Origin of the sequence: Streptomyces sp. SID3343, assembly GCF_009865215.1 — a bacterium.
Taxonomy (GTDB): domain Bacteria; phylum Actinomycetota; class Actinomycetes; order Streptomycetales; family Streptomycetaceae; genus Embleya.
In genome coordinates this window covers 40,353-51,552 of the sequence record NZ_WWJX01001603.1, presented here as the reverse complement: position 1 = coordinate 51,552, position 11,200 = coordinate 40,353, and the positions used below count along the sequence as shown (strand labels likewise).

At 70.1% G+C, this 11,200-nt stretch carries 10 protein-coding genes; 3 read left to right on the top strand and 7 right to left on the bottom strand.

Annotation, left to right across the window (positions count from 1 at the left end):
* Window positions 1-52 precede the first annotated feature (52 nt).
* Window positions 53-583: a flavin reductase family protein gene (locus tag GT354_RS51365; RefSeq protein ID WP_161365266.1), complete on the bottom strand. Its 531-nt coding sequence runs from the start codon at window positions 581-583 to the stop codon at window positions 53-55.
* 639 nt (window positions 584-1,222) lie between these two features.
* On the opposite strand from GT354_RS51365, the gene GT354_RS51360 reads away from it, so the two are divergent.
* Together GT354_RS51360 and GT354_RS51355 are read left to right on the top strand one after the other, a co-directional pair.
* Complete coding sequence (locus GT354_RS51360) at window positions 1,223-2,857, top strand: GGDEF domain-containing protein (RefSeq protein ID WP_161365264.1); 1,635 nt, start codon at window positions 1,223-1,225, stop codon at window positions 2,855-2,857.
* A 261-nt stretch (window positions 2,858-3,118) separates the two neighbouring features.
* Complete coding sequence (locus GT354_RS51355) at window positions 3,119-4,009, top strand: CBM35 domain-containing protein (protein WP_161365262.1); 891 nt, start codon at window positions 3,119-3,121, stop codon at window positions 4,007-4,009.
* On the opposite strand, the gene GT354_RS51350 is transcribed toward GT354_RS51355, so the two are convergent.
* From GT354_RS51350 to GT354_RS51325, 6 genes are all read right to left on the bottom strand, one after another.
* Window positions 4,002-4,787: an SAM-dependent chlorinase/fluorinase gene (locus GT354_RS51350; RefSeq protein ID WP_161365260.1), complete on the bottom strand. Its 786-nt coding sequence runs from the start codon at window positions 4,785-4,787 to the stop codon at window positions 4,002-4,004. The two genes, GT354_RS51355 and GT354_RS51350, sit on opposite strands and share 8 nt — an antisense overlap.
* Window positions 4,788-4,796: 9 nt before the next feature.
* Window positions 4,797-5,141, bottom strand: coding sequence for a thioredoxin family protein (locus GT354_RS51345; RefSeq protein ID WP_161365258.1), 345 nt, complete (start codon window positions 5,139-5,141; stop codon window positions 4,797-4,799).
* Window positions 5,138-5,614: a MerR family transcriptional regulator gene (locus tag GT354_RS51340; protein ID WP_161365256.1), complete on the bottom strand. Its 477-nt coding sequence runs from the start codon at window positions 5,612-5,614 to the stop codon at window positions 5,138-5,140. The genes GT354_RS51345 and GT354_RS51340 overlap by 4 nt, the downstream gene beginning before the upstream one ends.
* Before the next feature lie 130 nt (window positions 5,615-5,744).
* A complete protein-coding gene (locus tag GT354_RS51335) occupies window positions 5,745-8,129 on the bottom strand; it encodes a glycoside hydrolase family 65 protein (RefSeq protein WP_161365254.1) in 2,385 nt (794 codons plus the stop codon).
* Window positions 8,126-8,881, bottom strand: a complete 756-nt coding sequence (locus GT354_RS51330; protein WP_161365283.1) for a beta-phosphoglucomutase family hydrolase — start codon at window positions 8,879-8,881, stop codon at window positions 8,126-8,128. The genes GT354_RS51335 and GT354_RS51330 overlap by 4 nt, the downstream gene beginning before the upstream one ends.
* A gap of 149 nt (window positions 8,882-9,030) precedes the next feature.
* On the bottom strand, window positions 9,031-9,813 hold the full coding sequence (locus GT354_RS51325) for an SDR family oxidoreductase (RefSeq protein ID WP_161365252.1): 783 nt from the start codon (window positions 9,811-9,813) through the stop codon (window positions 9,031-9,033).
* A gap of 382 nt (window positions 9,814-10,195) precedes the next feature.
* Here GT354_RS51325 and surE point away from each other — a divergent pair, with 382 nt between their 5' ends.
* Window positions 10,196-11,161 carry a 5'/3'-nucleotidase SurE gene (surE, locus tag GT354_RS51320; protein WP_161365250.1) on the top strand — a complete coding sequence of 322 codons (966 nt, stop codon included), beginning with the start codon at window positions 10,196-10,198 and terminating at the stop codon, window positions 11,159-11,161.
* Window positions 11,162-11,200 lie beyond the last annotated feature (39 nt).

The window sequence follows — 11,200 nt, the reverse complement described above, 5'->3', positions numbered from 1 at the left end:
GGGGTGTCCTCAAACGCCGGACGGGCTGGATGTGGGTTGGGTGGGGGTGTGGCTACTGGGTGAGGTTTTTGTAGCGGCCCTTGAAGTGGATCAAGGGGTGGCCTTCCGGGCTTGGGAGGTTCGCTGTGAGGACTTGGGCGATGTACAGGATGTGGTCGCCGGCTTCCACCACCTGGTGGGTTTCGCATTCCAGGGTGGCCAGGGCCCCGCCTACCAGGAGGGCGCCGGAGAGTTCGCCTCGTTGGTGGGGGATGTCGGCGAAGAGCAGGCGGTCGCTGACCCGGCCCGGGATGGCGAAGCGGCCGGCCACGTGGCGTTGGGCCTGGGAGAGCAGGGACACCGCCCATCTGGGTTGTTCGTCCAGGACGTCGCGCATGCGTGCCTCGCGGCGCAGGCTGATCAGGATCAGCGGTGGTTCGAGCGACACCGACATGAACGCCGTGGCGGTCATGCCCACGTCGTCCGTGGGCCCTTCGCCCGGTTCGCCCTCGCGGGCGGTGACCAGAACGACGCCGGCGGCAAATCGGGACAAAGCGGCCTTGAATGCGAATGCCTCGACCGGAGGCGGGGCTTGCTTGGACACGGCTACAGGGTATGCGCGTCACGCGTATAGGCCGGGCAGCGGCCCGATCCTCGACGTTCGCCGCCGATCGCGCGGACTCTTCGGAGCACGGACGCGGGTGCTGTGGCCGGCCTCGAGGCGTGGGCCGGTCGGTCGCGGAGGCATCCCCGGCAGGCAGGTCGGCGCTTGGGGTCCACTTCCGTCGTCCGCGCGGCGTTTCGACGAGTCGTACGGGGAGCTTGTGGCGCGTGGGCGAGGTCGTACGGATGCTCGACGGACGCACCACAGGGGCGCCGGCGGCCCGGCGGGGAGTGGGTCCGACGACGTCGGTCCCCACCGGCTGTGCCTCAGTGTCCTGACGCACAGCGCGTCCCTCTTCGCATTTCTGATTGAGCGTCAGCTCGATCGACCGATCCCTGGCGATCGCCCGCGAAGATGCACTCCGGCCTCGTACGATGCGCCTTGGGTGCCTGCGGAGGGCGGTGTTCCGGGCCGGTCCGGCGGTTCGAGTCGATACGGTACGAAGCGTGAAGTGGCTCACAGTGACAGCCGGATCGATGACGGAACGTCGCCAATGCGAAGCCCACTGTGATTCAGTTTCTCTGGTAAACAGACGATATCTGTTCAGAAGACACCGGCGTCGACCCCTGGGGGAGACCCATGACAGCCGAGACGGAGACCCACGTCCGGTTGGCGACTCTGCGCCTTTTGAACCGCGTCGTCGCCGACCTCAACGCCACGCGCGACCTCAAGGACACCCTCCAAGCCGTAGTCGACGGAGTGGTGTCCGGCCTCGGATTCGGGGTCGCCGCGGTCAATCTCGTCCGCTCCGACGCCGACCTGGAAGTCGCCGCGGTTGCGGGCAACGACGACCTGCGCAAGGCGATTGCCGGCCAGATCGGCTCGCGCGAGGGCTGGGACCGGATCCTGGCCGCCGCCGAACCGTGGGGCCCGCTGCGCTTCCTCGGGCACCGTACGGGCCTGTCCGACGTCGGCGACGTGCCCAGTTGGATCCCCGACGTGCCGGTCGGCGACGACCCGGAGGCGTGGCATCCGCGCGACGCGCTGCTCGCGCCGCTGCACACTCCCGAGGGCGAGTTGGTCGGCGTGCTGTCCGTCGATCTGCCCGTGGACGGCCTGCGGCCCGCGCCGTGGCGGCGCGAGGTGCTGGGGATGTTCGCCGCGCAGGCCGCGATAGCCGTCGACAACGCCCGGCTGCGCAGCGAGATGCTGCGCGCGGTGGCCCGGCTGGAGCGCGAGCAGCTCGCGCTGCGGGCGAGCGAGGAGAGCTTTCGGCAGGCGTTCGAGTACGCCCCCAGCGGCATGGTGATGACCGGGGTGCGCGGACACGAACAGGGACAACTGCTGCGCGCCAACGACGCCCTGTGCCGGATGCTCGGCTATCCGGCACCGGTGCTCAAGCGGCTCGGGCTGGGCGCGTTGGCGCACCCCGAGGATCGCCCGCTGCTCGGTGGACACCTGGGCGGGACCGTCCCGGTGGCGGGCTGTACGGAGCTGCGTCTCGCACGCAGCGACGGTACGTATCGCTGGGTCTCGTTGCGCACGTCGCAGGTCGCGGACGGGCTCGGTGACCTGCGGTTCGGGCTGACCCACGTCGAGGACATCGAGGACCGCAAGCAACGCGAGCAGGCGCTCGTGCACGAGGCCAGCCACGACCCGCTCACCGGACTGCCCAACGGGCGCGAGCTGCGGGCCCGGCTGGCCGCCCGGTTCGGCCTGGTCGCGGGCGTGTCGGCAAGGGCGGCCGGCGCGAGTGTGCCGTCGGTCGACGGCCGCGCGCCGTACGCCGACGAGTGGGCGGTGCCCGCCGGCCAGATCCTGAGTGTCCCGGAAGGCGCGGTGGTGGTCGTCGACGATCCGCCGCCGATGGAGCGGCGCGGTGTCGCGCTGCTGTTCTGCGACCTGGACGGCTTCAAGCACATCAACGACAACTTCGGACACCACATAGGCGACGTCGTGCTCAAGGCGGTCGCCGAACGGCTCACGGCGGCGGTACGCGAGGGCGACACCGTGGCCAGGCTCGGCGGTGACGAGTTCGTCGTGCTCGCCGACGGGATCGGCCGCGAGGAGGCCGAGGAGATGGCGGTGCGCCTGCGCCGCGCGCTGTCCCTGCCGATCCCGGCCGAGGGGCTCGCGGTCCCGTTGGAGGGGGCGAGCTTCGGCATCGGGTGGGCCGAGGAGGCGGCCGAACCCGAGGACCTGCTGCGGATCGCCGACGAGCACATGTACGCCAACAAGCGCCGTCGGGATCGGGCCCAGCGTCGCGCCGGGTAACGAAATCGCTGCGAAACGACGGCGAAGACCTCGCCCGGACGCAGTGGTTCCACCGCAGCCGCACGTGGGGGGCGCGAGTGCGTCGACACCGGTGAGCACTGGGCTCACGCACGTGTGCGGCCGGCCACCGTACGCCGCAGCACGGCCTTTTCGTGACAGTCCCGTCACGCGGACATCGCCACGTGCCCTGTCCGTCGCCCGTTAGTGTGATGCCTTGGTTTGTTCAAAGTATTGCCTGGCGAACGTAGGGAGGATCACCCGATGACGGCGGGTACCAACGGTGAACCCGAAGACCCGTACGGGTACCTGTACCGGCCCGCGCCGGGCGAGGAACCGGCCGAGGGAGCAGGGACAACCGGAGCGTACGGTTCTCCCGCCAATCGGATGATGCCGCAATACGTGCAGGTCGGGCAGATGAATTACGGTCAGCCCCCGCCGGCCGCGCAGACCCAGCCGCAGGCCGCGGTGCCGGCCCGGCACGAGCACGCCGGTGCTCCGCCCCGTGAACCGCAGCCGCCGCAGCGGCGTGGCGGTGGGAGCGGCGGCCGCGGTGCGGTGATCGGCGCGACGGTGGCCATCCTGGTCGTGATCGGCGTGATCGCGGCCGTCCTGTTGACGAAGAGCGACGGCGACAAGAAGGAGAAAGAGACGGTGGCGCCCACGCCCAGCGGGCAGACGGCGGCGGCCCCCGCGCAGCCCGACAAGCCGACCTCGGCCCCCTCCACCGCGTCCGACGGCAAGCTCGTCACCGTCGAGGCCGAGGATGCCTCGCCGAGCGGCGGCGCGGCCCCGGTCGGCGCGGTGCCCAACTCGACCGGCTCCGGGATGTTGAACATGGAGGCACCCGGCTCGACGGTGACCGTCAAGGTGAACGCGCCCAAGGCGGGTGTGTACTACCTGTCGGTCAAGTTCGTCAACGCCGCCGCGAAGGGCGACACCCAGAACCTGTCGATCGTGGTGAACGGCACGGACACCAAGAACAAGGCGAAACTCAAGTCCTACGGCACGCCCAACAGCACCACCGGTACGTGGAACAAGGTCACCCTCAAGGAGGGTGCGAACGACGTCGCGCTCACGTGCGGCGCGGGCGACTCCTGCAAGGTGGCGCTCGACTCGATCTCGGTGGGCGACGTGAAGCCCGACTTCAGCTAGCAGGCCGCCTTCGGTCGGCCCGTACGTCGACCCGGTCGCCGGCTCGCACCGCGAGCCGTCGGGCGGCGTCGCCGCCGTTGACCGAGAGCGCGAGCAGGCCGGACGAGTCCTCGTAGCCGACGAGTTCACCTGACGGCACGTCACCGAACGTGCCACGCAAGGGAATCGAGTAGGTGCCGCCGTGCACCTCGACGCGCAACACGTCGGCGCCGGCCAACCCCGCGATCGTGAGCGCGAGTTGCACGTTGCCGAAGTGGTCCACCGTGAGCACCTCACCCGGCGCGGGCTCGGGCAACCACACCGGATCCGCGAGCACCGGCCCGACCTCGGCGACGGGCGTACCGAGCGCGAGGTGCGCGGCCACCGGCGCGAACACGTCGCGGCCGTGGAAGGTGCGCGAGACCCGCTCCAGGGTCAGTGCCGGAGCGGCGATCTCCCGCACCTCGGTCACCCCGCCGAGGGCGCGTGCGGCCCACATCAGCAGCCCGTTGTCCGGCCCGATCAGCAAGTGGCCGCCCGCGACCACCACGATCGCGCGCCGGGCGGTGCCGACTCCGGGGTCGACCACCCCGACGTGCACACTGTCGGCCGGAAAGTACGGCAGGGTCTGCGCGAGCACGAGCGCCCCGGCCCGGACGTCGCCCGCCGGCACCAGGTGCCCGACGTCCACCACCCGTGCGTCGGGCGCGATCCGCGCGATCACCCCGTGGCACGCGGCCACGAACCCGTCGGTGAGCCCGTAGTCGGTCAGGAAGGTGATCCGGCGGGAAGTGGCCATGCCCGGAATCTACCGAGCGAGCGATGCCTCGCCCAGCACGTCGGCGAGTTCGGCCAGTACGCGGCGCTTGGCTCGGGCGCCGACGAACTGCCGGACCGGCTCACCCTTTTCGAAGACGATGAACGTGGGCATGGACAGCACGGCGTAGCGCGCCGTGGTCTCGGGATTGCGGTCCACGTCGAGCTTGACCACGGCCAGGCCGGGCTGCTCCCGGGCGATCTCCTCCAGGACCGGTGCCATCTGGTGGCACGGGGGGCACCAGTCGGCGGTGAACTCGACCAGGGTCGGCCGGTCGGCCCTCAGGACCGTGTCGGTGAAGTCGGCGTCGGTCGCGTCGTGCACGGTGTCGCTCATCGGGTTTCCTTCGCGTTCGGGCGTGCGGCCGGGGGTGCGATCGGGTGTGGACCCTGGGTCAGTGCGCACAGGGGCTCCGGCGGCGCGGGCAACGTCGCGGCCGCCTCGGCGGCGCGCGAGTGGGCGCGCTCGGTGTGGTCGAGCTGGGCGGCCAGGTGGGCGCGTACCGACTGCATCCGGTCGATGCACGCGTCCAACTCGTCGAGTTTCCTGCGGTACACCGCGACCGACGCCGGACACTCGTCGCCCGTGTCGTGTCCCGCCTGGAGGCACTCCACGAACGGACGGGTCTCCTCCAGGTCGAACCCGATGCCCAGGAGCGCGCGGATCTCGCGGACCAGGCGGGCGTCCTCCTGGTCGTAGTCGCGGTATCCGCTGCTCGTGCGGCGGGCCCGCAGGAGCCCGCGTTGCTCGTAGTAGCGCAGGGTCCGAGTGCTCGTCCCCACCTGCTCCGCCAGTTCTCCGATGCGCATGACCCGACGGTAGACCTTGACGTCGACGTCAAGGCCAGGCCCCGGACTCACCCGAGCTCCCGGCCCCCGCACACACCGCAGCGCCGTCGAGGACCGGTCTCGGTCCCCGACGGCGCCGCGCGAAAGGGGGTCAGCTCGGGGAGGGGCCCATCACGTGCGCGTCCGGGGCGCTCTCGCGGCGGACCGGGGCGCGACCCTTCGGCTGCCCGGGCGCGGTGTCGCGCGGCAGGTGCTCGATGCTCAGCGAGACCGGCTTGCCCGGGGTGAGCACGTGCTTCTCTCCGTGGTGCAGGATCGGGCAGTCCTCGCCCTCGCGCAGCGTGTACGTGGTCTGCTCGTGCGTCGTCTCCACCCGCAGTCGGCACCCGCGCACCGAGAGCGAGAACGCGAGCCGGGTCAGGCCGACCGGCAGGCGCGGCTTGAAGGACAGGAACTCCTCGTGGTCGCGCAACCCGCCGAAGCCCGCGACCAGGGCCAGGCACGTGCCCGCGAGGGACGCTATGTGCAGGCCGTCCTTGGTGTTCTTGGCGAGGTCGTGCAGGTCCATCAGCGCCGCTTCGGCGGTGTAGTCCAAGGCGAGTTCGAGATGACCGACCTCGGCCGCCATGACCGCCTGCGTGCACGCGGACAGCGACGAGTCGCGGACCGTCAGGGCCTCGTAGTAGTCGAAGTTGCGGCGCTTTTGCTCGTCGGTGAACGCATCGCCGCGCACCTGCATCGCGAGCACCAGGTCGGCCTGCTTGACGACCTGCTTGCGGTAGATGTCGAAGTACGGATAGTGCAGCATCAGCGGGTAGTGGTCCTCGGGAGTGTTCTCGAAGTCCCACACCCGGTGCTTGGTGAAGCCGTCGGCCTGGGGATGGATGCCCAGGTCCTCGTCGTAGGGGATGTACATCGCGTGCGCGGCGTCGCGCCAGCTCGCGGTCTCCTCGTCGTCCACGCCGAGCGCCCGGGCCTCGTGCGGGTGTCGGGCCACCGAGTCGGCCGCCGCGCGCAGGTTGGTCTGCGCCATCAGGTTGGTGAACACGTTGTTGTCGGCGATCGCGCTGTACTCGTCGGGGCCGGTCACGCCGTTGATCCGGAACAGACCCGCGGCGTCGTGATGGCCCAGCGAACGCCACATCCGGGCCGTCTCGATCAGGATCTCCAGGCCGTAGTCGCGCTCGAAGTCCCGGTCTCCGGTGACGCGTACGTAGCGCGCGACCGCGACCGCGATGTCGGCCCCGATGTGGAACGCGGCGGTGCCCGCGGGCCAGTAGCCCGAACACTCCTCGCCCCGGATCGTGCGCCACGGGAACAGCGCGCCGGCCAACCCCAGTTGGGCCGCGCGCTCGCGGGCGAGCGGCAACGTGGAGTGCCGCCAGCGCAGGGCCTGGGCGACCGCGTGGGGCAGGGCGTAGGTCAGCACCGGCAGGACGAACACCTCGGTGTCCCAGAAGCAGTGTCCGTCGTAGCCGGGGCCGGTCAGGCCCTTCGCCGGAATGGCCCGCTCCTCCGCCCGCGCGCCCGCCTGCAACACGTGGAACATCGCGAAGCGCACCGCTTGTTGCAGTTCGATGTCACCCTCGACCTCGATGTCGGAGGCGTCCCAGTAGCGCTTGAGGTAGCCCCGCTGCTCGTCGACGAGCCCGTCCCACTGGGTGTAGCGCGCGGCGGTCAGCGCGGCGGCGACCTGGTCGCGCAGCGCGGGCAGCGAGCGCGTCGAGGACCAGCCGTACGCGATGTACTTGACGATCCGCAGCTTCTGGCCGCGCTCCAACACCGTGGTGACGCTGAACCGGGCCAGGTCGTCGGCGCTCTCGGTCTCCACGTACATGCTCTCGGGGCCGTAGATCTCGTGGTCCATGCCGACCGCGACGCGCAGGCCGCTGTGCTCGGTGCGGTGGACCAGGATCGCCTTCGTGCCGTTGTGGGTGTGCTCCTCGGCGCGCAGCGGCGCCTCCAGGACGGCGGCCGCGCGCGGGTCCGCGTTGGGCAACGGGAGTTCCTCGTTGGTGACCAACTCGGACTGGAGCACGATGCGGGCCGAGCCGTCTATCGGCTCGATCTCGTACTCGATCGCGGCGATCGAGCGCTGAGTGAGCGAGACCAGGCGCTTGGACACCACGCGGATCGTGCGGCCGGCGGGCGAGGTCCACAGCGCGCGGCGATGCAGTACGCCTTCGCGGAAGTCGATCGAGCGCTCGTGGTCCTGGGTCCGGCCGTAGCGCAGGTCGAACGGTTCGTCGTCGACGAGCAGGCGGATGATCTTGCCGTTGGTGACGTTGATGACGCTCTGGCCGGACTCGGGATAGCCGTAGCCGGCCTCCGCGTAGGGCAGCGGTCGCAGCTCGAAGACGCCGTTGAGGTAGGTGCCGGGGAGGCCGTGCGGCTCCCCCTCGTCGAGGTTGGCGCGCAGACCGATGTGCCCGTTGGAGAGCGCGAAGACCGATTCGGCCTGGGGGAGATGGTCGAAGTCGAGGGCCTGTTCGGTGATCCCCCACGGCTCGACCGTATAGGTGCGTCCGCTGGTCATGCCTTGGCCTCCGGTGGGGTCGTGCCGTTCGTCAGCTCGTCGAGGTCCTCGACGACCACGTCTGCGCCGTGGGTGTGCAACGCCTCGGCCTGACCGACCCGGTCCACTCCCACCACGTAGCCGAAGTCTCCCGCGCGGCCGGCGGCGACGCCCGCGAGCGCGTCCTCGAACACCGCGGCGTTCGCGGGGGCGATGCCGAGCGCGGCGGCGCCGGCGAGGAACGTGTCGGGCGCCGGCTTGCCCTTGAGCCCGTCACGCTTGGCCACCACGCCGTCGACGATCGCGTCGAAGAGGTCGTGGATGCTGGCCGCGCGCAGCACGTCCTCGCAGTTGGCGCTGGAGGACACCACCGCGCACGGCAGCTTCGCGGCGCGCGCGGCGTGCACGTAGCGGACCGAGCCGTCGTACACCTCGACCCCGCGGTCGTGGATCAGCTTCAGCACGAGGTCGTTCTTGGCATTGCTCAGACCGCGCAGCGTGTGCGTCCCCGGCGGATCGTCGTCGTGGCCCTCGGGCAGTTCGATGCCGCGCGACTGGAGGAAGGACCTCGTGCCGTCCAGGCGCGGCTTGCCGTCCACGAACGTGTCGTAGTCCCGTCTGGGGTCGAAGGGCGTGAAGGAGTCGCCGTCGCGTTCGCGCAGATACGCGTCGAACATCTCCTTCCAGGCGACGCCATGCACCTTGGCCGTCTGGGTCAAGACCCCGTCGAGATCGAAGAGAAGCGCGTGAATGGTGTTCGGCAGCCCCAACATGGCGGCATTCATGCCCCCGAACAGGTGGGGTTATCCGTGAGGTGATCTTTTCGGATGACGCCCGTGCCCAACTGGCGTGTCATGAGTGCCGCTTGCATCCCTTTTGACCGATATCGTGTTGAATTCCGAATGTGGCGCGCGTGGGGCGGCTACCGGACCACGTGGCCCGCATTGACCAGCAGCATCTGGCCGGTGATGGCTTTGGCGCGGTCCGAGAGGAAGAAGACGACGGCTTCGGCCACGTCGGCGTCGGTGGCCATGTCGGGCAGGGCCATCGGCGCCACGAGTCCCGCGAGAACTTCCGCGGCCCGCGTGCCGGTTGCCTGCGCCTGGTAGTTGACGAAGCTTTCGACGGGCGGTCCCCACATCCAGCCCGGGGCGACCGAATTGACGCGGATGCGGTATCGGCCCAGCTCGTGCGACAGCGCGTACATGGCCGATGTGAGGCCGCCCTTGGACGCGGCGTACGCCATCTGCGGGGCCTCGGGCGGGGGGACGAGCTGGGACTGCGTGTTGATGAACACGACGGCGCCGCCGCCGTCCTTGAGCGCGGGAAGGGCGGCCTTGGTCATCGCGAGGCTGCCGACGAGGTTGACCTCGACGACCTTGCGCAACTCGTCGAAGGCGGTGCTCTCCAGGCCGCCGAAGACGTTGTCCAGTGCCGCGCAGTTGACCAACCCGTCGACCGTCCCGAAGCGGTCGACAGCGAGGTCGGCCAGGGCCTGGCACGTGTCGTGCGCGGTGATGTCCGTCACGGCCCACGCGACGCGCTTGCCGGTCGGGTCGATCTCCTCGGCGGTATCGATCAGATTGGCCTCGGTGCGCGCGCCGAGTACGACGTTGGCGCCGTCGCGGGCGGCGGCGAGGGCCACCCTGCGCCCCAGCCCCGGGCCCACGCCCGACACGATCACCGTCTTGCCGTCCAGGATCATTCGAGGCTCCGCCCGGTCGTGGCTGCTGATGCGGCGTCAGATTATGTTCGGCGCAAGGGCTTTGGCCAGAGGCGAGCGTCGGGGCGACGCATCGGTGATCGATCGATGCCGTAGTGGTCGGGGGCGGCCTTGGGCATTGCAATGTCCGACCGATGACCTTATTTTCGCTATCCGCCGGCTGACACGTGTCGAATCGCAGGGTGCATTCCGTCCGATTCACCCCTCCGTACACGGTGCGCCGACCGATCGACCCACCCACGCACCCACCTGTCGGTGGGGGTCGGTCGTGAGTCGCGCACAGCCTGTTCCGCTTTGCACACGGGGCGCGAGGCATCGCCTCGCGGAATTCAGTCAGCAGACCTTCTCGCGTACGGAGGACGAGATGGCCATGTTCGGTACGGCCCGTTCGGGCAGGAAACACTCCTTGACGCTCGCGGCGACCGCCACCGCGGCGGCGCTGCTCGCGGCGAGTGCGCCCGCCGCGGTGGCGAGCGGCACGTCGCCCGCGCAACCCGCGCGCAAGCTCAACATCCTGATGAGCAACGACGACGGTCAGCAGGGGCCGTTCATTCGCGCCCTGCAGAAGTCGCTCAAGGCGGCCGGCCACGACGCGGTGATCGTCGCGCCCGCCACCGACCAGTCGGGCAAGGGCACGGGCATCAACGCGACTCCCGGCTCGATCGTCAAGGCGTCGGAGGTCGAGCCCGGCATCTGGTCGGTGGAGGGGACGCCGGCCGACTCGGTCGCGTTCGGGCTCGCGAACGTGTTCAAGGACAAGCAGCCCGACCTGGTCGTGACGGGGATCAACCCCGGCCAGAACATCGGCTCCACGGCGAACCACTCGGGCACCGTCGGGGCGTCGATCACCGCTGCGGAGCACGGGGTTCCGGCGGTCGCGTTCAGCGCGGAGTACAGCCAGGCCGACCCGCGCAACCCGTTCCCGCAGATGCCGCAGGCGCTGTCCTTTGCGGTGAAGCTGGTGGACCGGCTGGCATCCTCGGGCAAGCGCAACGGCCCGGTGCTGCCCGCGCACACGACGCTGAACGTGAACTACCCGGCGAAGCCGACCGGCAAGGTGCAGATGACCAATGTCGGGGAGGGGGACCCGTTGGCCGTCGTCTACGTCAAGGACGCTTCCTGCGACTCCTGTTACAAGCTCTCGCTCGGGTTGAACCCCGACTTCAAGGAGACGGTGTCGAACGCCGACACCACCGCGATCTCCAAGGGGGCGGTGTCGATCTCGATGCTGGACGGGGACTGGACGGTTCCCGGGTGGCAGTGGGGCCAGCGCGCGCGTTTGTTGGACGCGGTGGGTGTGCAACTCCGGTTGGCGGGGTTGACCGCCTGATCCTTGGCGGCGGTTGGGGCTCCCGGAACGGGTCGGTTC

What these genes read in the sequence shown, in the direction of transcription:
- GT354_RS51360 (WP_161365264.1), top strand. Translation starts at nt 1,223, where the DNA reads ATGACAGCCGAGACGGAGACCCACGTCCGGTTGGCGACTCTGCGCCTT.
- GT354_RS51355 (WP_161365262.1), top strand. Translation starts at nt 3,119, where the DNA reads ATGACGGCGGGTACCAACGGTGAACCCGAAGACCCGTACGGGTACCTG.
- GT354_RS51350 (WP_161365260.1), bottom strand. Translation starts at nt 4,787, where the DNA reads ATGGCCACTTCCCGCCGGATCACCTTCCTGACCGACTACGGGCTCACC.
- GT354_RS51345 (WP_161365258.1), bottom strand. Translation starts at nt 5,141, where the DNA reads ATGAGCGACACCGTGCACGACGCGACCGACGCCGACTTCACCGACACG.
- GT354_RS51340 (WP_161365256.1), bottom strand. Translation starts at nt 5,614, where the DNA reads ATGCGCATCGGAGAACTGGCGGAGCAGGTGGGGACGAGCACTCGGACC.
- GT354_RS51335 (WP_161365254.1), bottom strand. Translation starts at nt 8,129, where the DNA reads ATGACCAGCGGACGCACCTATACGGTCGAGCCGTGGGGGATCACCGAA.
- GT354_RS51330 (WP_161365283.1), bottom strand. Translation starts at nt 8,881, where the DNA reads ATGTTGGGGCTGCCGAACACCATTCACGCGCTTCTCTTCGATCTCGAC.
- GT354_RS51325 (WP_161365252.1), bottom strand. Translation starts at nt 9,813, where the DNA reads ATGATCCTGGACGGCAAGACGGTGATCGTGTCGGGCGTGGGCCCGGGG.
- surE (WP_161365250.1), top strand. Translation starts at nt 10,196, where the DNA reads ATGGCCATGTTCGGTACGGCCCGTTCGGGCAGGAAACACTCCTTGACG.